General features: G+C 69.9%; 18 protein-coding genes. 11 read left to right on the forward strand and 7 right to left on the reverse strand.

What is annotated here, in order from left to right; translation table 11 throughout:
• Nucleotides 1-27: 27 nt before the first annotated feature.
• Nucleotides 28-1,422: a DUF4832 domain-containing protein gene (locus KFLA_RS07465; protein WP_012919167.1), complete on the reverse strand. Its 1,395-nt coding sequence runs from the start codon at nt 1,420-1,422 to the stop codon at nt 28-30.
• Between the two features lie 136 nt (nt 1,423-1,558).
• On the opposite strand from KFLA_RS07465, the gene KFLA_RS07470 reads away from it, so the two are divergent.
• From KFLA_RS07470 to KFLA_RS07485, 4 genes are all read left to right on the forward strand, one after another.
• Nucleotides 1,559-2,920 (forward strand): ABC transporter substrate-binding protein, encoded by a 1,362-nt coding sequence (locus KFLA_RS07470; RefSeq protein ID WP_012919168.1) that lies wholly within the window; start codon nt 1,559-1,561, stop codon nt 2,918-2,920.
• A gap of 78 nt (nt 2,921-2,998) precedes the next feature.
• A complete protein-coding gene (locus KFLA_RS07475) occupies nt 2,999-4,492 on the forward strand; it encodes a glycoside hydrolase family 36 protein (RefSeq protein WP_012919169.1) in 1,494 nt (497 codons plus the stop codon).
• A 21-nt stretch (nt 4,493-4,513) separates the two neighbouring features.
• Nucleotides 4,514-5,701, forward strand: a complete 1,188-nt coding sequence (locus KFLA_RS07480) for an ROK family transcriptional regulator (protein WP_012919170.1) — start codon at nt 4,514-4,516, stop codon at nt 5,699-5,701.
• A gap of 251 nt (nt 5,702-5,952) precedes the next feature.
• Nucleotides 5,953-6,996 (forward strand): methyltransferase domain-containing protein, encoded by a 1,044-nt coding sequence (locus KFLA_RS07485; protein WP_148256571.1) that lies wholly within the window; start codon nt 5,953-5,955, stop codon nt 6,994-6,996.
• A 107-nt stretch (nt 6,997-7,103) separates the two neighbouring features.
• Here the strand turns inward: KFLA_RS07485 and KFLA_RS07490 are convergent, their stop codons facing one another.
• A complete protein-coding gene (locus tag KFLA_RS07490; protein ID WP_012919172.1) occupies nt 7,104-7,445 on the reverse strand; it encodes a hypothetical protein in 342 nt (113 codons plus the stop codon).
• Between the two features lie 180 nt (nt 7,446-7,625).
• Between KFLA_RS07490 and KFLA_RS07495 the strand changes: the two genes are divergently transcribed.
• The gene (locus tag KFLA_RS07495; RefSeq protein WP_012919173.1) at nt 7,626-8,510 is read left to right on the forward strand and encodes an MBL fold metallo-hydrolase; all 885 of its coding nucleotides are present in this window, start codon (nt 7,626-7,628) and stop codon (nt 8,508-8,510) included.
• 10 nt (nt 8,511-8,520) lie between these two features.
• On the opposite strand, the gene KFLA_RS07500 is transcribed toward KFLA_RS07495, so the two are convergent.
• Together KFLA_RS07500 and KFLA_RS07505 are read right to left on the reverse strand one after the other, a co-directional pair.
• Nucleotides 8,521-8,955: a winged helix-turn-helix transcriptional regulator gene (locus tag KFLA_RS07500; RefSeq protein WP_237706746.1), complete on the reverse strand. Its 435-nt coding sequence runs from the start codon at nt 8,953-8,955 to the stop codon at nt 8,521-8,523.
• Between the two features lie 53 nt (nt 8,956-9,008).
• Nucleotides 9,009-9,425, reverse strand: coding sequence for an MmcQ/YjbR family DNA-binding protein (locus KFLA_RS07505; protein ID WP_041289199.1), 417 nt, complete (start codon nt 9,423-9,425; stop codon nt 9,009-9,011).
• A gap of 206 nt (nt 9,426-9,631) precedes the next feature.
• Between KFLA_RS07505 and KFLA_RS07510 the strand changes: the two genes are divergently transcribed.
• Nucleotides 9,632-9,976, forward strand: coding sequence for a phosphotransferase (locus KFLA_RS07510; protein WP_012919177.1), 345 nt, complete (start codon nt 9,632-9,634; stop codon nt 9,974-9,976).
• 134 nt (nt 9,977-10,110) lie between these two features.
• Here the strand turns inward: KFLA_RS07510 and KFLA_RS07515 are convergent, their stop codons facing one another.
• The 3 genes from KFLA_RS07515 to KFLA_RS07525 all read right to left on the reverse strand — a co-directional run bounded on the left by KFLA_RS07515 (nt 10,111) and on the right by KFLA_RS07525 (nt 14,787).
• Nucleotides 10,111-12,258 carry a heavy metal translocating P-type ATPase gene (locus KFLA_RS07515; RefSeq protein WP_012919178.1) on the reverse strand — a complete coding sequence of 716 codons (2,148 nt, stop codon included), beginning with the start codon at nt 12,256-12,258 and terminating at the stop codon, nt 10,111-10,113.
• Between the two features lie 124 nt (nt 12,259-12,382).
• Entirely contained in the window at nt 12,383-13,018 is a 636-nt protein-coding gene (locus KFLA_RS07520) for a DUF305 domain-containing protein (RefSeq protein WP_012919179.1), read from the reverse strand.
• Between the two features lie 272 nt (nt 13,019-13,290).
• Nucleotides 13,291-14,787 (reverse strand): MFS transporter, encoded by a 1,497-nt coding sequence (locus KFLA_RS07525; protein ID WP_012919180.1) that lies wholly within the window; start codon nt 14,785-14,787, stop codon nt 13,291-13,293.
• A 165-nt stretch (nt 14,788-14,952) separates the two neighbouring features.
• On the opposite strand from KFLA_RS07525, the gene KFLA_RS07530 reads away from it, so the two are divergent.
• The 5 genes from KFLA_RS07530 to KFLA_RS07550 all read left to right on the forward strand — a co-directional run bounded on the left by KFLA_RS07530 (nt 14,953) and on the right by KFLA_RS07550 (nt 19,415).
• On the forward strand, nt 14,953-15,255 hold the full coding sequence (locus KFLA_RS07530; protein ID WP_012919181.1) for a metal-sensitive transcriptional regulator: 303 nt from the start codon (nt 14,953-14,955) through the stop codon (nt 15,253-15,255).
• A 224-nt stretch (nt 15,256-15,479) separates the two neighbouring features.
• On the forward strand, nt 15,480-16,943 hold the full coding sequence (gene rox, locus KFLA_RS07535) for a rifampin monooxygenase (protein WP_012919182.1): 1,464 nt from the start codon (nt 15,480-15,482) through the stop codon (nt 16,941-16,943).
• A 73-nt stretch (nt 16,944-17,016) separates the two neighbouring features.
• Complete coding sequence (locus KFLA_RS07540) at nt 17,017-17,580, forward strand: dihydrofolate reductase family protein (RefSeq protein WP_012919183.1); 564 nt, start codon at nt 17,017-17,019, stop codon at nt 17,578-17,580.
• 64 nt (nt 17,581-17,644) lie between these two features.
• Nucleotides 17,645-18,454 carry a CPBP family intramembrane glutamic endopeptidase gene (locus KFLA_RS07545; RefSeq protein WP_012919184.1) on the forward strand — a complete coding sequence of 270 codons (810 nt, stop codon included), beginning with the start codon at nt 17,645-17,647 and terminating at the stop codon, nt 18,452-18,454.
• 316 nt (nt 18,455-18,770) lie between these two features.
• On the forward strand, nt 18,771-19,415 hold the full coding sequence (locus KFLA_RS07550; RefSeq protein WP_012919185.1) for an MBL fold metallo-hydrolase: 645 nt from the start codon (nt 18,771-18,773) through the stop codon (nt 19,413-19,415).
• Nucleotides 19,416-19,584: the final 169 nt, after the last annotated feature.

The following is a 19,584-nucleotide window of genomic DNA, read 5'->3' on the forward strand; positions in this document are numbered from 1 at the left end:
GGATCCCCCGCTGGTGGACGGACCGGGTCAGGAGACCCGGGTCCGGCCGAGCGTGAGCCAGCCGGACACGGTGGTGTCCTGGCCGGCATTGGCGAAGCGCAGCGGCATGCCGCCGCGCAGCGGGTTCGCGGCCCGCAGGACCAGCGTGTACTCGCCCTTGCGCAGACCGGCGGTGCGGACGGCGGCGCTCAGCTCGACCGGCGCACCGGGCTTGACGCTCGCCAGTTTCCACGACGTCGTCCAGGTCCGGGCGATCCGGCCGTCCCGGCCGACGGCGGCGAGCTGCAGCGGCCAGTCGTAGTAGAACGGGGCGACGCCGTCGTTCTGGATCCGGACCGAGACGTCGAGACCGCGGCGCTGACGGCTGGTCTTCACCGCGGCGACCCGCAGCTGGTAGCCGATCGACGTGGCAGCGGCCAAGGCGTTGTCGTAGGTGGCGCCGGTGTAGCCGGGACTGAAGGCGTACTGGTTCAGCAGCCAGGACACGTGGGTCTGGGTCACGCCGTCGGCGAAGTTGTTGTCGCCGTCGCCGGCGCACTCCATCGGCACGGTGAAGATGCAGCCCTGCAGCTCGGGCCGGAGCTCACCGCCGATCGGAGCGTTCAACCACTTGCCGGTCGTGCCGGCCTGCTGCATGAGGTCCATGAAGTGCCAGCCGGGCCCGGGCAGGGTCGAGTAGGCGAAGGAATCGTCGTGGTAGCCCAGGTCGAGCGCCTTGTTGTCGGTGCTGGGGTAGCGGACCATCAGCTTGGTCTTGTCGAAGGCTTCGTCGTACGCCTTCAGGACCCTGAGCTGCTGGCCGGGGGAGGCGAACCAGTTCTCCGTGCCCGGCTCCCCGTTGTGCGGCCAGGTGTGCCACTCACCCCAGAAGCCCAGCAGGCCGAGCTGGATGAATCCCGCCCGCGGATCACCGTCGTACCGCTTGCCGAGCGCTGCGATGAACGTATCGAGCGCTGCGGCCAGCCGCGGGTCGTCGTAGTCGGGCGACACACTCAGGCCGTTGTTGTCGAAGTCGTCGTAGGGGCGGGTCAGCAGGCCCTGGTCGAGCAGGAACTGCGGGATGCCACTGGGCTTGGCCGGGTAGTCGAGGTAGAAGCGGAACGCCGCCTGGTGGCCCCGGGCGGCGATGGCGTCGAGCTGCTGCTCCAACGGCTCCCAGTCGAACCGGTTGGGGCCGGTCATCACCGCGTTCAGGGGCAGGTAGAACCACTCCATCGAGTGCGGGAACGTCGAGTAGTCGCCCGCGTAGGGGATGAAGCCCTTCAGCGGATTGACGTCGGGAGCGGCCGCGGCCGGCAGCGGCTGCCAGCTCTCGTGCGGCCGGCCGGCGGCCGCGGTCGAGGCCGGCAGCGCGACGGCGAGCGCGACCAAGGCGGCGAGGAGCGCCGTCCGGATCCGGCGGGAGATCGGTAACGGGACCATCGAAGCCTCCAGGGATGCGCCAGGGTTTACGATCTGCCCTTGACAAATTTTCGATGCGCCACATCATTATTCGAGACAGCCGACCATGGCAAGAGGGAACGCCCGTCCCCGGCCACATCCCAGGAAGAGGCACTCGATGATCAAGATCAAGCAGGTCCGCGCGGCCCTGCTGTGCGGCCTGATGGCGGCCACGGCGCTCACCGCGTGCAGCGGCTCGCAGGGCGACGACGCGGCGGCGGACGGCCCGGTCACGCTGGACTACTGGCTCTGGGACGACAACCAGCAGGCGTCGTACCAGGCCTGTGCCGACGCGTTCCACGCCGCGAACCCGAACATCACCGTCAAGATCACCCAGACGGCGTGGGCGCAGTACTGGCAGAACCTGACCACGCAGCTGGCCGCTGGTGACGCGCCCGACGTGTGGACCAACCAGGTCTCCTACTACCCGCAGTTCGTCTCCAGCCAGCAGCTGCTCGACCTCCAGCCGTACGTCGACGAGGACAAGGTCGACCTGGGCCAGTACCAGGACGGCCTGGCCGAGCTGTGGGTCAAGGACGGCAAGCGGTACGGCCTGCCCAAGGACTGGGACACCGAGGCGATCGTCTACAACAGCCAGCTGCTCGCCAAGCAGGGCATCAAGCCCGCGGACCTGGCGAACCTGACCTGGAACCCCAAGGACGGTGGCACCTTCGAGCAGACCATCGCGAAGCTGACCGTCGACGCGAACGGCCGCAACGGCCTGGATCCCGCCTTCGACAAGACCAAGGTCAAGGTGTACGGGTACCAGCCGGAGTGGAACGACGGGTCCCAGGGCCAGAACGGCTGGGGCGAACTGGCGGCCGCCAACGGCTTCACCTACCTGGACAAGAACCCGTGGGGCACGCAGTACAAGTACGACGACCCCAAGCTGGTGGAGACCATCAGCTGGTACAAGGCCCTGACCGACAAGGGCTACGCGCCCAGGTTCGACAAGCAGTCGACGCTCGGCATCGACGCGGTGATGAACTCCGGCAAGGCCGCGCTGACGATCGCGGGGTCCTGGACGATCAACACCTATCTGGGGGCCGACGCCAAGCAGAAGTTCGCGCTCGCGCCGCTGCCGGTCGGTCCGGTCGGGGTGCGCAAGAGCGCCATCAACGGTCTGTCGGACGCGATCTGGGCCGGCACCAAGCACAAGGACGCGGCCTGGAAGTGGGTCAAGTACCTCGGCTCGGCCGACTGCCAGAACGTTGTCGGCGGCAACGCCGTGGTGTTCCCGGCGATCAAGTCCGCGACCGACAAGGCGCTGGCCGCGCACAAGGCCAAGGGCCGGGACGTGCAGGTCTACGTCGACTACACCAAGACGCCCGGCGGCACGTTCCTGCTGCCGATCACCGACCACGGCACCGAGATCAGCCAGATCGTGCAGGATGCCCTGCAGGCGGTCATTCTCGGCCAGTCCGAACCCGCGGACGCGCTGAAGAAGGCCAACCAGCAGGTCAACAGCCTGCTGAACTGATCGAACCGAACCTGTCCCGTTCGGCGGGCCCGCACCCCGCGGACCCGCCGAACGGTCACTGCTGCTTCAAGGAGACCCATGCCTTTGCTCGTTGACCTGGCCGGCCGCGACTTCGCGGTGGAGCTGACCGGATCCGAGCCCCCTGAGTCCGTGCCGGGCGGCCTGATCCTGCCGCCCGGCCGGGTCGCGGTCCTGCACGGCCTCGGCGACGCGCTGTTCTACCGCCACGGCCAGAACTCCTGGAGCCCGTGCGGCTGGCGGCGCCTGAGCGAACCCCCGCTGCGCATCGCCAACCCCGAACGGCGCCTCACCGCCGACGACACCGGGTGGGACGATCCGGCCCGGCACCACTCGTCGGCCGTCGCCGCGCTGCAGGGCGCCGACGGCCGGGTGCTGCTGCTCGGTTCGCTCGGGCTCGGAACGCCCCGCCTGGCCGCCGACCACGACACCCTCGCCGGGTGGTGCGAGCAGGACGGCGCCCCCTGGTTCTTGGCCTATGGCCCCGAACAGGACGTCTTCGCGCGGTACGCCGAGCAGCTGGCCGCGCGGCTCGGCAGCAGCGACCGGCGGGCCGGCAACGTGTGGTGCACCTGGTACGCCTACTACGAAGGCATCACCGAACAGCTGCTGAACAAGGACATCGCCGCACTGACCGACCTGCCGTTCGACGTCGTCCAGGTCGACGACGGCTGGCAGCAGGCTGTCGGGGATTGGCAGCCCAACGAGAAGTTCCCCTCCGGCATGCGCGCCTTGACCGAGCGGATCACCGCTGCCGGGATGAGTCCGGGGCTCTGGCTGGCCCCGTTCATCGTGCTGCCCACCTCGGCGACCGCGCGCGAGCACCCCGAGTTCGTGCTGCGCGACGCTGCCGGGGAGCCGGTCGTGGCCGGCCACAACTGGGGGACCGGGTACTGGGCGCTGGATCTGACCCACCCCGGCGTACGGGAGCACCTTTCCGAGCTGATCCGGCGGGTGGTGCACGACTGGGGCTTCCGGTATCTCAAGCTCGACTTCATCAACGCCGGCGCCATGCCCGGGGTTCGCGCGTCCGGGGTGCACCGGGAACAGGCCTATCGGGACGCACTGGCCCTGATCAGGGAGGTCGCGGGACCTGACGTCTACCTGCTCGGCAGCGGCGGTCTGCTGCTGCCCGCGCTCGGACTGGTCGACGGGATGCGCAGTGGACCCGACGTGGCGCCGCTGTGGACCAACTACGCCAGCGACGATCCGTCCGACGCGATGGCCTACAACGCCCTGGTGAACACCCTGCACCGGTTGTGGCAGGCGCCGCTGGCCGAGGTGGATCCCGATGTCGTGTACTTCCGCAGCCGCCTCAACCTGCTGACCGACGCCCAGATGAGCTGGCTGCAGGACCTGGCCGCGATCTGCGGGTTCAAAGCCGTCTCCGACCCGCCGTCCTGGCTGACGCCCGAGGAGCTCGAACGCCTGGTCAGGTACCTTGCGCGGCAGCCCGAGATCGGGCAGGACGGCCGGTACCGGTTCACTGTCGACGGGCGTCCGGTCGACTTCACCGCCGCGCTGAACCGGGGACAGCAGTACCCGATCTCGTGACCGCGCTAAAATTTCGCTTCAATGAAGCGTAATCGGGAGTTCGGGGTAACCAGCACGGCGGCGTCCGGAGCCGACGTGAGCACGTTGCGCGAGCTCAACTCGATCAGCATCGTCCGCGCGATGCGGGGCCAGCCGCCCGCCACGGTCACCGAGCTGGCCACCCGGACCGGCCTGTCCCGCCCCGGAACCGACGTCGTCGTGCGCGGGCTGGTCACCGACGGCTGGGTGAAGGTGGTCGAGCCCGACGGCAGCAGTGTCGGCCGGCCGGCCAGGCGCTACCGCTTCAACGCCGACGCCGGGCACGTGCTCGGCGTCGACGTCGGCGGCCACAAGATCCTCGTGCTGCTCGCGGATCTCGAAGGCAGCGTCGTGCACAGCCACCGGCTGCCGGTGCAGCCCGACGCCGACCCGGCCGCCCGGCTCCAGGCCGTCGACACCGCGATCACCCAGTGCCTGGCCGCCGCCGGGATGCGGCCCGACCAGGTCTGGGCCGTGACGGTCGGGGTGACCGGTCCGGTCGATGCCACCGGCCGCACCACACTGTTCACCCCGCTGCCGGGCTGGGCGAGCGTCTCTCCGGCCGAGCACCTCGCGGTCCGGTTCAGCTGCCCGATCCTGGTCGAGAACGACTGCAAACTCGCCGCCGTCGCCGAGCGCTGGAAGGGCGCGGCGCAGGACGCCGACGACATCGTCTACCTGCTGGCCGGCATGCGTACCGGCGCAGGCCTCATTCTCGACGGCACTCTGCGCCGCGGCCACGGCGGCGCGGCCGGCGAGATCGGCGCGCTCAAGGCGGTCCGCTGGGACTCCGCGCCGTCCCACATCGAGAACTGCCCCGGCGTACCCGACGACATCCATCCCGACGACAAGGCCGCCTGGGTCTTCACCCAGGCCCGCTTGGGCGACCGGGACGCGAAGACCGCGCTGCGCCGGTACGTGAAGGATCTCGCCGTCGGCACCGCGGCCCTCGTGCTGACCCTCGACCCGCAGGTCGTCGTGCTCGGCGGCGGCTACTCCCGGTCCGCGGACCTGATCATCGACCCGCTCGCGCACGAGCTCGGCCGGCTGTGCCTGCGCGTGCCCGAGATCCGGGCCTCCAGCCTCGGCGCCGACAGCGTGGCCCTCGGCGCGCTGCGGGTCGCTCTCGACCAGATCGACGCCCAGCTGTTCACCGACGGAATGCCCGCACCGCTCACCGCGTCGTCCTGATCCCTTTATTCAGGTGCGCGGGGGCTGTCGGGCGCGGTAGCTTCTCGCCCGTGAACTTCTTCTTCCTCGGCTGACGCGACCGCCGGCGGGTGCGGACACCCCCTTGCCGGCGATGCGGAGCGCTGACCTGTCGCTCCGGGTCGCGACGTGGGAGAAGATCCGATGATCTTTCGTACGCCGGCGGCGCAGGTGCGCGCCGGACTCTCTCCGCGTCCAGGTGCCACGCCCGTCACGTGACGGGCGCGCGCTTGGTGGCGCGGACAGTACGCGGTCTCGAGGCCCTCCTGGCCGGGGAGATCGAGGCCGGCGGGCTGGGAACGGTCGAGCAGCAAGGGCATCGCGAGGTGTGGTTCCGGTACGCCGCCTCCGGCGCGCGGGTGCTCGACCTGCGCTGTGCGGACGACGTGTTCGTGGTCGGCGCCGCGGTGCCGGGAATCGACCGGACCAAGGCCAGCCTGGCGACGCTGGCGGCCGCGGCCCGGGAAGTGCCGGTGCGGGAGTTGCAGGCGTTGCGCGAGCAACTCGGTGGCTCCGAGCAGCCTCTGTCCGTGGACGTCTCTGCTTCCTTCCTGGGACAGCGGAACTACAACCGGTACGACCTGGAGGACGCTGTCGGCGAGCCGCTGGCAGCGGCTGCCGGTCTGCCGTACTACAGCCGCCGCGCCGGGACAGTTCCCCCGCCCGGCGCGATGTCGTGGCGGCTCACGGTGGACGGCACCAGGGCACTGCTCGGTCTGCGGATCGGTGCAGAGCCCTTGCATCGCAGGACATATCGACAAATCACCCGGCCTGGCAGCGTGCATCCGCCGGTGGCGGCTGCCATGGTCCGGCTCGCGCGGCCGCTCGACCGGGCCACTGTGCTCGACCCCTGTTGCGGGGCCGGGACCATCCCGATCGAGGCGGCGTCCATCGGTCGGCAGCTGTCGGTTCTGGGCAGCGACCGGAACCGAGACGCCGTCGGTGCGGCCCAGGCGAACGGCGCAGGCTCGTCGATCCGCTGGCTGATCGCGGATGCCGGTTCGTTGCCCTTGGCCTCTAACTCGGTGGATCTGGCGGTCTCCAATCCACCGTGGGACCGGCAGGTGCCCGCGGCCGGCGTGCTGGCCCGTCGGCCTCAGCGGTTCTGGCGCGAACTCCACCGAGTCCTCCGGCCCGACGGTCGCGCGGTCGTGCTGCTGACCGAGGCCGACGATCGACTGCGGGACGCTGAGAAGGCAGGCCTCGCACTCCACAGTCGCCACCCGATCAGCCTGTTCGGCGCCCATCCGGAGGTCGTGCTGCTGAACCCGAGCTGACCCGACGCGGCGCCCGGCCCCACGTCCCCGTGGACCGCCGGGCGCCGCTGCCGGAGTACGAGAAGATCGCGTACGTGCCCGGGCTTCCGGGTCCGGGATCAAGCGAACTACTGACCTTCGTACCGGCTGCCGGACTTGGCGAGCCCCCGGCTGATCAAGTAGCCGATGGTCAGCAAGGTGACATACAGCCAGGCGTGGTCGGCGCCGAAACCGTCGCGGCCCTCGCTGTCCTCACCGACGACCGCGGCGGCGATCAGAACGCCGAGGACCGCGGCGACGTAGGCGATCAGTTCGGTGGTCTTGTAGGCAGCCTTGGTTTCCGAGGGCCAGCCTCGGACCGGAGCGCCGACACCGGGCCCTCCACCGGTGGGCGGAGTCTGCGGAGCGCCGACAGGCGCCTGGCCCTGGGGCATGCCGCCGGGCGGGGGACCTTGCTGGTACGCGGACATCTTCACTCCTTGGTTGGTTGGTTGGTGAGTGCCAGGTGCCAGTACCCGCCCCTCTAACGCATCGTGATCGGATCGAGATCCTCTGCTGCTCGGGTAGGGCCTCCGCACTTGCAAGTGCGTACTTGCGGGCGGCAACGGGTCGCGCCGATGGTTGAAGTCAAGCCCACGAAAGGAACGACGATGCTCAATCCCGCAGGCCCGAGCCGGCTCACGATCGGATCGACGACGGTCAGCTACCTGCCGGACGGCGAGGTCCACCTGGACCCGGCCGCGCTCTTCCCGGCGTCCGGCCCCGACGGCTGGAACGCCTACGCGCCGTACCTCGATCCGGACGGCCGGCTGCCGATCAGTGTCGGGTCGTTCCTGATCCGCACCGGCGACCACCGGGTGCTGGTCGATCTCGGCCTGGGAGCGGTGGACTTCGAGGTGCCGAACTTCGGGTCGTTCAAGGGTGGGGCGCTGCTCGACAGCCTCGCCGGCGAAGGACTGCGGCCGGCTGACATCGACACGGTGGTGTACACCCATCTCCATCACGACCACGTCGGCTGGACCACGGACGTCGCGCCCGCTCCCGGCTCCCCGTCCGGTGGACCGGTGGGCCCGCTGACGTTCGGCAACGCCCGCCACCTGGTCGACAGCGCCGAGTGGGACTACTGGAACGGCCGGGACGAGGTCACCGGTCCGGACCTGCAGGCCGTGCAGAAGCCGCTCAGCGCGGTCGTCGAGTTCCTCGACCACGACCGGCCGGTGGTGCCCGGCGTCCGGGCGATCGCCACCGCCGGGCACACCCCGGGTCACACGAGCCTGCTGGTCACCGACCCGGACACCGAGCAGCGCCTGCTCATCCTCGGCGACGTCATGCACACCCAGGCCCAGATCAGCGAGACCGACTGGAACTTCCTGCTCGACGTCGACGCCGACGAGGGGACCAGGACGCGCGGCAGGGTGCTGGAGCAGTACCAGGACCAGAACACGCTGATCGCCGGCGGCCACTTCGCAGGCACCGTGTTCGGCCGCTTCCTGCCCGCCCGGCGGCAGTACCGGTGGGCCGTCACCACCCACTGATCCGGCCCGGTCAGCGGTCGCCGGACTCCTGGCGGCCGGCTTGCTCGCGGGCTTGTTCGATGTCGTCGATGTACCGCTCCGCCCAGGCCCGAACGGCGGCCATCGGCTCACGCACGGTGTGTCCCAGCGGGGTCAGTTCGTAGCTGACGGTCCGGTCCGCGTTGGGGCGGCGGATGACCAGCCCGTCGGTTTCCAGGCTGCGCAGGGTCTGGGTGAGCATTTTCTCGCTGATGCCGTCGACCTGCTGCCGCAACTGGCCGAAGTGGCGTGGTCCTGCCTCCAGTGCGCCGATGAGCAGGACGCTCCACTTGTCCGCGAGCCGGTCCAGCGCCTGCCGGGACGGGCACGCCGCGCTGTAGACGTTGGCCAGGTGCCCGTCGGGGAGACGGGCCCGAGCGGGTCTGCGGCTTCCAGGCCGGGGCCTGGGCACACGGGTCGGCGGCACCTCGTCATACTAACGATTGGTAAGTACCGGCGGGAAGACGCAGCCCGTGCGGATCAGGTCAGGCGGTGCTCGGCGAGCCAGGTGGTGGCGCGGCGGTTCGAGGCGCGGGAGAGCCAGGCGTCCTGGATGACCTCGGTCAGCTCCTGGTGGGACAGCTCACCGATCCGGCCGGCGCGGACCAGCACCGACAGGTGCCCGTCGAAGTGCGGCGTGGTGAAGAACGGGGTGGACTCGTCGGACACCAGGGCGAGCTTGTCGTCCTCGCTCGGTACCCAGATCACGATCACGTCGTCGTACCGCTCACCCGTGTCCGGGTCGAACGCGTCGGGCCGCGGCGTGCGGAAGAACACGAACGACTTCCCGCCCACCTGGTAGACGGGGTTGCCCGCACCCCCGCGCTCCACCGTCACGTGCGGCATGCCCGCCGCCACTTCGTGCACGTCCGCCACCCGAGCTTTCCTGCGGGCCATGTCCCGCAGTCTAAGCTCGTACAGCTGGGTACCGGGCCGCTGTCCCTCGTCACTGGCCGGAAGGAAAGCCCATGGCCCCCCTGCAAGTCCGACCCCTCGGCGGCGGCGTCGGCTGCCTGATGATGATCCTCATCTCGGTGGTCGCCTCCGTCGTCCTGACCATCGTGCTCAACCTCCTGCTCTGACCACTGGGTGAGGCTGGGGCGATGACCGGGGTCCGCGCCGAGGCGACCGAGCAGTGGCTGGAGCTGGTCCGTCAGGAGTACCCCCTGACGGAGGCCGCCTTCGTGCGCGACCTCGGCGGCAACTACAACCTGAACCTGCAGGTCGCCTCCGACCGCGGCGCGCTGGTCGTCCGGGTCACCCCCGACTGGATCGAGCCCGATCGGCTGGCCGCCGTGCAGGCGGTGCGGGAGTATCTCCGGGCCCGTGGCTGGCCGGTCCCGCGGACGATCCGCACTCGCGCGGCTGGTACGACGGTGCCCTGGCCGTTTCGCTCAGCTCGGTGGAGCGGGCGGCGCTTCCGCTGGCGATCGTCCGTACGCCGCTGACGTTCCTTCGCGACCTGGCCTCTCTCGGTCCGGGCAGCCGCGCGGAGCTGGCCGCACTCCGGGGCCCGCAGTACGAGTGGGCGGTTCGGCTGCTGCGGGACCCCGGATGGCGGGCGGCGTTCTGCTGACGGAGATCAGCGGGTGGGGTTGAGGTGGACGCGGCGGAGGAGCTGGGCGTTGGCGGCGACGACGATGGTCGAAGCGGACATCAGGACGGCGCCGACGGCCGGGCTGAGGGAGATGCCGGCCCAGGCGAGCGCACCGGCAGCCAGGGGGATGGCGACGACGTTGTAGCCGGCTGCCCAGGCGAGGTTCTGGATCATCTTGCGGTACGACGCCTTGGACAGCCGGATCACGCCGGTGACACCGCGCGGGTCGGACGAGGCGAGCACGACCCCGGCCGACTCGATGGCGACGTCGGTGCCGGCGCCGATCGCGATGCCGACGTCGGCGCGGGCCAGGGCGGGCGCGTCGTTGACGCCGTCGCCGACCATCGCCACCGTCAGGCCCCGGGACTGCAGCTCGCTGACCGCTTTGTCCTTGTCGGCCGGCAGCACCTCGGCGAACACCTCGTCGACGCCGTCGCGGAAGCCGAGATCGGCCGCCACGGCCCGCGCGACAGGCTCGGCGTCGCCGGTGATCATCACGATCTTCGCCACCCCGGCCGCCCGGAGCTGCTCGACCGCTTCCCGCGCCTCGGGCCGGACCTCGTCCTCCAGGGCGATCGCTCCGGCCGGTACCGCGGTGGGCCCGTCGAGACGCAGCAGGTAGAGCACGGCGGCACCACGCCCGGACCACTCGTCGGCGCGTTCGGACAGCACACCCGTCACCTCGACGCCCAGCTCCCGCAGGAGAGCCGGACCACCGACCGCGTACGTCGTACCGTCGACGGCGGCCTGCACGCCCCGGCCGGTCAGTGACTTGAACTCGCTCGCCCGTGCTCGTCCTGAGCGCCGGTCGGCGGCGGTGACGATGGCCCTGGCCAGCGGGTGCTCGCTGTCGGCCTCGACCGCACCCGCGATCCGCAGCACGTCCTGCTCGTCGATCCCGTCGCCCGCGACGCCGGTGACGACGTGCTCGCCCTTGGTCAGCGTGCCGGTCTTGTCGAACAGCACCGCCTGCACGGTCCGCATCCGCTCCAGCGCCAGCCGGTCCTTGACCAGGATCCCGGCCTTGGCGGCGACCGCCGTCGACAGCGCGATGACCAGCGGGATCGCCAGCCCGAGGGCGTGCGGGCAGGCGATCACCAGGACGGTGACGGTCCGGACGACCGACTCGTCGAGGTTGCCGAACGCCCACCAGGCCAGGAAGGTGACCAGCGCCGCCGCGGTGGCGATGAAGAAGAGCATCGCGGCGAAGCGATCGGCCAGCACCTGGGCGCGGCCGCTGGACTGCTGGGCCTGGCTCACCAGCCGCTGGATCCCGGCCAGCGCGGTGTCCTCGCCGATCGCCTCGACGCGGACCCGGATGGCAGAGTCGGTCGCCACGGTGCCGGCGACCACGCGCTCACCGACGGTCCGGGAGACCGGCCGGGACTCGCCGGTGATCATCGACTCGTCCAGCTCCGCCGCGCCTTCGACGATCTCGCCGTCGGCCGGCACCCGCGCACCGGACCTGACCAGGACGACGTCGCCGACCCGCAGTTCGGTGACGGAGACGGTTTCGACAGCGTCGTCGGTGACCCGCTCGGCGTCGTCGGGCAGCAGCGCGGCCAGGGCGGCGAGGGCGCCCTGCGCCTGGCCGATCGCCTTCATCTCCTGCCAGTGGCCCAGCAGCATGATCGTGACGAGCGCGGCCAGCTCCCACCAGAAGTCCAGGTCGAACGCGCCCAGACTGGTGGCCAGCGACGCGACGTACGCGACGGTGATCGCCATCGAGATCAGCAGCATCATGCCCGGAGCCCGGTCGCGCGCCTCCCGCACGCCGCCGACCAGGAACGGCCGGCCGCCGTACAGGAAAACGAACGTACCGAGCAGCGGACCGACCCAGCTCATCCCGGGGAAGTCCAGCGTGTAGCCGAACCAGTCCATCACCATGTGGCTGGTGGCAACGATCGGCAGCGTGAGCAGCAGGCTGAGCCAGAACTTGCGCCGGAACATCTCGGGGTCGTGGCCGGCGTGCTTGTCGTGCCCGGTGTGTTCGTCGTGCCCCGTGTGGCCGGCGTGCCCGCTGTGACCTGAGTGGTCGTGGACGCCTGCGCGGACCGGCGCCGGGCGCGTGTCGTGGGGGTGTTGGTGGCCAGGGTTGTGGTGCTCCTGGCCGGACGAGGTGGCCTTCACCATGATGATCTGTCCTCTCAGCGTCCCGTTCCGTGCGGCCGCGGGCGAACCCGCGGCCTCACGACAAAGAACACGGTACCCCCCTGGGGTATTTCCCATCGAGCGAAATTTTCTGACCCGGGTCGGATCAGTCGGCCGGGAGCCGAGCGAGCAGACGCTGCAGCGCCGCGATCTCGCGCGCCTGGTCGGTCGCGATCTTCCGAGCCAGGTCGACCGCGCCGGCGTTCCGGCCCCCGGTCTGCTCGGCCTTCGCCATGCCGATCGCGCCCTGGTGGTGCTTGATCATCTGCTGCGCCCACAGGCGGTCGAAGGTGGAGCCGCTGGCGTTGCCCAGATCGGACAGTTCGTCTTCGGACAGCATGCCGGGCATCTCGTGTGCGCTGTGGTCGCCGTGCGAGGGCGTGGGCACCGGCTTGCCCCAGCTGGTGAGCCAAGCCGACAGGGTCTTGATCTCGGGGCCCTGCGCGGCCCTGATTGCCTTGGCGAGCTTCTTCACCGCCGGCGCGGAGGCGTTGTAGTCCGCCATGTTGGCCATCTGCACGGCCTGCTGGTGGTGCGGGATCATCTGGGTCGCGAAGGTCACGTCGGCGTCGTTGAAGTCCCCGGCCGCGGGTGCCGAGCTGGACTGGGTGCTGGACGGTGCGCCGTGGTCCATGCCGGGCATCGTTCCACTGTCGCTGTTGTCTCCGCACCCGGCCAGGGCGAGTCCGGCCAGCACGAGCAGTGCCGTCGGGGCAGCGGTTCTCCACAGGTGGTGTCGCATCGGGTGAGTCCTTGTCGTTTCGAAGCGTGTGCTGCGGTGAACCCCGGGGGCGGCGCGTCGGCCGGAACCCGGTTGTGGGCAGGGTCCGGCCTAGGTGCGGAGCACGCAGAGTTGCGACAAGGTGGTGCGGCGCCAGGGGGTCGGCGGTGCCCGTCGGATGCGTGCGCGCCACCTGTCCATCGCTCCAACCCTAACCACTGCCGCTTGCTGGTACGACGGGTCGCCTCCCCGGCCGCCGCCTGGGGCGGTGGGCCGGGGAGGCCGTCGACAGCTCACCGGCTCGCCGGGGCGTCGACCGAACCCCCGCTCGCCGCCGAGTCGGCGGTCGGGTCGCTCGCCGCGGCGTCGGTCGGGTCGCCGGCCGGGGCGTCAGTCGGTCGGGTGCGCAGGGTGACCGCGGCCAGCACGGCGCCGGCTGCGGCGATGACGGCTGCTCCGACGAATGCCGCCGAGTAGCCGTCGGTGAGCGAGGACAGGTCGCCCAGCCGGTCGGCGCCGTTCGCCGCCGCGACCGCGGTCATCGCGGCCAGGCCGAGCGCGGAACCGATCTGGTAGCTGGTGTTGACGATTCCGGACGCCAGGCCACCTTCCTCGGGGCGTGCCGACGACAGCGCGATGCCCAGACTGGGGATGAAGGCCAGCGACATCCCGGCCGCCGCGACCAGCGAGGCGGGCAGCACATCGGCCCAGAACGACCCGTCGGAGCGGATCAGCGACAGGCCGGCCAGTCCGGCGGTGAGCACCGTCATGCCGGCGACGAGCGTCTTTTGCGGGCCGAACGCGGCGATCGCCTTCGGGGCGACCACGATCATGCCGAGCATGATGAACGTCGTCATCGGCAGCAGCGCCGAGCCGCTCGGGAACGCGCTGAGGCCGAGGACCTGCTGCAGGTACAGGTTCAGGAAGAACCACATCGGCACCCACGCCGCTCCGAGCAGCAGTTGCGCGACGTTGGCGGCCGCGAGGTTCGGTGCGCTGAAGATGCCCAGCCGCATCAAGGGCTCCCGTCGGGCCGCCTGCACCGCGACGAACACGAGCAGCAGCGCCACCGCCGCCGCGCCGACGAGCAGGGTGGAGCTGTCGGTCCAGCCGACCTCGGGTGCGCGCACGATCGCGTACACGCCGGCGCCGAGTCCGAGCGTGACGGTCAGCGCGCCGACGAAGTCGATGGAGCCACGGCGTGCGGGCGCGGCCGGCATCAGGGCCGGAGTGGCGATCAGCGCGACCGCGGCGATCGGGACGTTCAGGAAGAACACCCAGGGCCAGGACAGGTACTCGGTGATCACGCCGCCGAGGAACACCCCGGCCGTGCCACCGGCCGGAGCGGCCGCGCCGTACAGCGCGATCGCCTTGGTCAGCTCGCGCGGGTTGCCGCCGAACAGCATCATCAGCAGCGTCAGGGCCGCCGGCGCGATCAGCGCCGCTCCGACGCCCTGGACCGCCCGGCCGATCAGCTCCGCCGCGACGCCGGTGGCGAAGCCGGCCACCAGTGACCCGGCCAGCAGGACCGCCCAGCCGGCCGCGAACACCCGGCGCGCTCCCAGCAGGTCCGACAGCCGGCCGCCGAGCAGCAGCAGGCCGCCGAACGCGACCACGTAGGCGTTGAACACCCAGGACAGGTCGCCCGGGCTGAACCCGAGTTCGGCCTGCATCTTCGGCAGCGCGACGCCGATGATCGAGGTGTCCATGATCACCATGAACTGCGCCGCGGCGATCAGGCCGAGCGCCCACCAGCGCCGGCTCGCCGCTGGTGCTTCGGTGTGACTCATCCTCTACTCCTTACCGGTATGGGGTATCAATGCACCCCGAACGGGTCCCCGGCTTGTGCGGGGGGATGGTTCGATACCCTAGGGGGGTACCCCATGCGAGCGCAAGACCTCAGCAGGATCCGGCCGGGCCGGTAGGGTGCGCGACGACGGCAGCGAAGGGAAGTGGTGAGCGTGGCCGAGCAGGCACCGCACGGTTACATCGGCGACAAAGAGGCGTACCTGCGCCGGCTGAAGCGGATCGAGGGTCAGGCCCGGGGCCTGCAGCGCATGGTCGACGACGAGCAGTACTGCATCGACATCCTGACCCAGATCTCGGCGATGACGAAGGCGCTGGAGTCGGTCGCGCTCGGACTGCTCGACGACCACCTCGCGCACTGCGTCGTGGACGCGGCGGCGGCCGGCGGCCCGGAGGCCGACCGCAAGCTCAAGGAAGCCTCCGAGGCGATCGCCCGCCTGGTCCGCTCCTAGGTCCCGGCCGGCGGCCGCGCCGGAAACGAAGGCGCAAACGAAAAGGCAAGGAGATGAATCTCCTTGCCACACCCAAGGTATAGCGCACCCCGGGGCTTGCCGCAAGCCCCGCATGGTGCTGCAGAATCTCCAGCCGACGCCGAATCCGCGCAGCGGAAAAACGCGGACTGTGTCGACGAGCCGATCTCGTCGGCAGGCGAACTCGGGGAATCTGGGGGTTTTTCATGATTGACGTCATCGTGGCCGGTGGTGGGCCGACCGGCATGATGCTGGCCGGTGAACTGCGCCTGCAGGGCGTGCGCGTCGTGGTCCTGGAGAAGGAGCGGGAGCCGAGCCCGGTGGTCCGCTCGCTGGGGCTGCACACCCGCAGCGTCGAGGTGATGGACCAGCGTGGGGTGCTGGAGCGGTTCCTCGCGCACGGCCGGCAGTACCCGGTCGGTGGCTTCTTCGCGGGCATTCCGAAGGCCTCGCCGGACGGGCTGGACACCGCCCATCCGTACACTCTCGGACTGCCGCAGACCATCACCGACCGCCTGCTGACCGAGTGGGCCGTCGAGCTCGGTACCGAGGTACGGCGTGGCTGTGCAGTTGCCGGGCTCGTTCAGGACGACGAAAGTGTCACGGCCACCTTGGCCGACGGTACGCAATTGCGTGCGCGGTATCTCGTCGGCTGCGACGGCGGACGCAGTACGGTGCGGAAATTGCTCGGCGTCGGCTTTCCTGGCGAGCCGTCGACGGTCGAGACGCTGCTGGGGGAAATGCAGCTGACCGCTTCGGCGGAGACGCTGGCCGAGGTGATGGCCGAAGTACGCAAGACTCAATTGCGGTTCGGCGCGATGCCGCTCAAGGACGGGTTGTACCGCGTGGTCGTGCCTGCCGACGGGGTGGCCGACGAACGGGCGGTTCCGCCGACGTTCGAGGAGTTCAAGCGGCAGCTGCGTGCGGTCGGTGGCACCGATTTCGGTGTGCACTCACCGCGGTGGCTTTCCCGGTTCGGCAATGCCACCCGGTTGGCCGAGCGCTACCGGACCGGCAGGGTGCTGCTGGCCGGCGACGCGGCGCACGTTCACCCACCGGCCGGCGGGCAGGGACTGAACCTCGGCGTCCAGGACGCGTTCAACCTCGGCTGGAAGCTGGCCGCGGAGATCAACGGCTGGGCGCCGGACGGGCTGCTGGACAGCTACGAGAGCGAGCGCCGCCCGGTGGCGGCCGACGTACTGGACAACACCCGCGCGCAGATGGAGCTGATGTCCACCGAGCCCGGCCCTCAGGCGGTCCGCCGGCTGGTGGCGAAACTGCTGGACTTCGACGACGTGAACCGGTTCCTGGTCGAGATGGTCAGCGCGATCGGCGTCCGCTACGACTTCGGCGAGGGCCACGAACTGCTCGGCCGCCGCCTGCGGGACGTACAGCTGAAGCAGGGCCGCCTCTACGCCCTGATGCACCAGGGCCGCGGTCTCCTGCTCGACCAGACCGGGCGGCTCTCGATCGAAGGCTGGGCGGATCGCGTCGACCACGTCGTCGACACCAGCGAGGAACTCGACGTCCCCGCCGTACTGCTCCGCCCCGACGGCCACATCGCCTGGATCGGCGAAGGTCAGGACGACCTGCGCAACCACCTCCCGAACTGGTTCGGCGCCGCCACCCCTGATCGCGCCTTCTCGCAAAACGGTGGGACGGCGATGTAGAGATCGGCGCGGTGGCTTCGTCCAGGGGTAGATGCGGCCGGGGTGGCCGCACGATCGCCAGGGAAGGACAGCCATGCGGAAGCTCGTAGTGCAGCAGTGGGTCACCGTCGACAACATCGCCGCGGAGGAGGACGGGGGCCTCAGCTTCGTGGCCGGGGAGCCGTTCGACGACGCCGTCACCGACAATCCCTTCCAGAACAACCTGATGGGCTTCATCGACTCGGTGGACACGATGATTCTGGGCGCCGCGACGTACCAGCAGTCCAAGGGCTACTGGCCGTACGCCGAGGATCAGGGCGCGTACGGCCAGAAGCTCAACAGTCTGACCAAGTTCGTCGCCTCGTCGACGCTGGACGACGCGCCGTGGGGCGACTTCCCGGCGGCGACCGTGATCCGCGACCCGGCCGCCACGGTGCGCGAGCTCAAGGCACAGCGCGGCAAGGACATCTGGTTGTGGGGGAGCTTGACCCTCCTGCGTTCGCTGCTGGAGGCCGGTGTCGTCGACGAGGTCCGGCTGCTGGTCTGCCCGGCAGCTCGCGGCAAGGGAACGCGGCTGTTCGGGGATCGCCGGAGCCTGAAGCTGCTCGAGGCCACCGGATTCCACAACGGGGTGGTGCTGCTGCGCTACGGGCTCTGACCAGTCGAGACTGTGTCAGGGTCGTGTCAGGGCTGTGTCGGGCGGCCCGGCAACCGTAGTGGGCATGGAAAACACGCAGGAGCCCACGGTCCCGACGGAACCCCAGCCACCCCACGGCATCGCACAGCGCTTGCTGGCCGACCGGCACTCGCTGCCGCTGTCCATCGCTCTGCACCTGGTCCCCGGTGCTCTGATCGTCGCGGTTTATCTGCTGATCGCCGAACCGTTGGTCCTGGCCATCGGCTATCCGGTGTTTCTGGGCTGGGCGATCGCCCTGTCCCTGGTGCTCGGACCGCTGATGGCGGGCTTGTACTGGCTGGGGCGCAAGCGCAACGGCCGGTTCTCGTTGCGCGGCGTGCTGCACTACACCGACAAGCCGTTGCCGAGGGGAAAGCTCGTCGCCCTGGTCATCCCGATGTTCTTGTGGATGATGGTGGTGTCGACGGCACTCGTCCCCCTGGACGGCTTCGTCTTCGACCACTTCTTCACCTGGCTCCCGTTCGCCGAGGTGGGCGGCAGCGCCACCACGTACCTCGAGGGCAACGGACGCTCGGTGATGCTCACCACGCTGGCGATCTGCCTGCCGCTGACCGGGATCTCGCTGCCGCTGATCGAGGAGTTCTACTTCCGCGGGTTCCTCCTGCCCCGGATCGCCCAGCTGGGCCCAGCAGCGCCGGTGCTCAGCACGGTCTTGTTCTCGCTGTACCACTTCTGGGCCCCTTGGACGTTCGTGTCGAAGCTGATCTTCTTCTTCCCGGGGCCGTGGTTCGTCTGGAAGAAGAAGGACATCCGGTTGTCGATCGGTATGCACGTCGGGTCGACCTCGATCTCGATGGTCGGCGGCATCGTCGCACTAGCGTTGAACCTCGTCTGATTCCCGTTCCGCACGCGCCGCGCAGGTGGTCACGGACCGGGTTGTCTCCCGGCTGAGCGGGACGAGGTGGGTCGTCACGAGCTCGTACGGGACGCGAGCTGATGGGAGAACGAACACTTCTCCGAAAAGGTGGCCGACTGGGGTACCGTCCCGGTCAGCGAGAGCCGTGGCTCGACAACCTCATCGGGCGCCGCAAGTGGGCCCGGGCCCAAGGAAGGAACTCATCGATGACAACGGCACCGGCCACACCTCTAGAGGCCAGCATTGTCAGCCAGGGACTCACCACGGTCGCTGCCGACCGCGCAACCGGAGACCGATGAACGCCGACGGAGCCATCACCGTCACGCCGATCCTCGTTGCCGAGCTGCACGTCGAGGGAGAGGTCATGCCGGTCTGCGTGCACGTGATCGACCATCCCGAGGGTCGGGTTCTGGTAGACACCGGCATGACGGAGATGCACCCGGCGGTGGTGGCCGCCTTCGATCCCCGCCTCTATCCCTTGAGCGAGCAGGACTTCGACGTCGCCGGCATCGACATCGTCGTCAACACGCACCTTCACGCCGATCATTGCGGCGGCAACCACCTCTTCGCCGGACGGCCGATCTACGTTCAGCGCCGGGAGCTCGAGGACGCCCACAGCGAGGAGGAATACACGATTCGCGAGTGGGTCGACGCTGCCCACCTGCAGTACGTGCCGGTAGACGGAGAACTCGAGTTGCTTCCCGGCATCCGGCTCGTCCCAGCGCCGGGTCATACGCCCGGTTCACAGATCGTCGTGGTCGAGACCGGGGGACGCCCAGAGGTCATCTGTGGCGATACTGCGGTGTGGTTCGGTGAGTTGGACGAACCGCGCACCGAAGGGCAGCGGCAAATCCGTGCGCTCGACCCCGAGAAGGTCTGGCTCGCGCACGTGCACGAGCCGTGGCGACCAGGCGTCACCCACGCCGAGGGCCAGGGATAGCGGTGTTCGCCGGCTCGTCAGCGTGCATGGTGTGAGGGGCAGCCGGGCGGCGCTCGACCGGCAGCGACGATCCCGTACGTCAGGTCGAACGTGGTCAGCAGACGGCTTGGTGGCCGCCTCGTAGGCGCGAGTTCGAGTCCGTCACCGACCGGCGACGGACCCTTGACCG

Source organism: Kribbella flavida DSM 17836 (assembly GCF_000024345.1).
In the GTDB taxonomy this organism is placed as follows: Bacteria; Actinomycetota; Actinomycetes; order Propionibacteriales; family Kribbellaceae; genus Kribbella; species Kribbella flavida.

Coding starts and splice junctions, on each gene's coding strand:
- KFLA_RS07465 (WP_012919167.1), bottom strand. CDS start 1,422: ATGGTCCCGTTACCGATCTCCCGCCGGATCCGGACGGCGCTCCTCGCC.
- KFLA_RS07470 (WP_012919168.1), top strand. CDS start 1,559: ATGATCAAGATCAAGCAGGTCCGCGCGGCCCTGCTGTGCGGCCTGATG.
- KFLA_RS07475 (WP_012919169.1), top strand. CDS start 2,999: ATGCCTTTGCTCGTTGACCTGGCCGGCCGCGACTTCGCGGTGGAGCTG.
- KFLA_RS07480 (WP_012919170.1), top strand. CDS start 4,514: ATGAAGCGTAATCGGGAGTTCGGGGTAACCAGCACGGCGGCGTCCGGA.
- KFLA_RS07490 (WP_012919172.1), bottom strand. CDS start 7,445: ATGTCCGCGTACCAGCAAGGTCCCCCGCCCGGCGGCATGCCCCAGGGC.
- KFLA_RS07495 (WP_012919173.1), top strand. CDS start 7,626: ATGCTCAATCCCGCAGGCCCGAGCCGGCTCACGATCGGATCGACGACG.
- KFLA_RS07505 (WP_041289199.1), bottom strand. CDS start 9,425: ATGGCCCGCAGGAAAGCTCGGGTGGCGGACGTGCACGAAGTGGCGGCG.
- KFLA_RS07510 (WP_012919177.1), top strand. CDS start 9,632: ATGACCGGGGTCCGCGCCGAGGCGACCGAGCAGTGGCTGGAGCTGGTC.
- KFLA_RS07515 (WP_012919178.1), bottom strand. CDS start 12,258: ATGGTGAAGGCCACCTCGTCCGGCCAGGAGCACCACAACCCTGGCCAC.
- KFLA_RS07520 (WP_012919179.1), bottom strand. CDS start 13,018: ATGCGACACCACCTGTGGAGAACCGCTGCCCCGACGGCACTGCTCGTG.
- KFLA_RS07525 (WP_012919180.1), bottom strand. CDS start 14,787: ATGAGTCACACCGAAGCACCAGCGGCGAGCCGGCGCTGGTGGGCGCTC.
- rox (WP_012919182.1), top strand. CDS start 15,480: ATGATTGACGTCATCGTGGCCGGTGGTGGGCCGACCGGCATGATGCTG.
- KFLA_RS07540 (WP_012919183.1), top strand. CDS start 17,017: ATGCGGAAGCTCGTAGTGCAGCAGTGGGTCACCGTCGACAACATCGCC.
- KFLA_RS07545 (WP_012919184.1), top strand. CDS start 17,645: ATGGAAAACACGCAGGAGCCCACGGTCCCGACGGAACCCCAGCCACCC.
- KFLA_RS07550 (WP_012919185.1), top strand. CDS start 18,771: ATGAACGCCGACGGAGCCATCACCGTCACGCCGATCCTCGTTGCCGAG.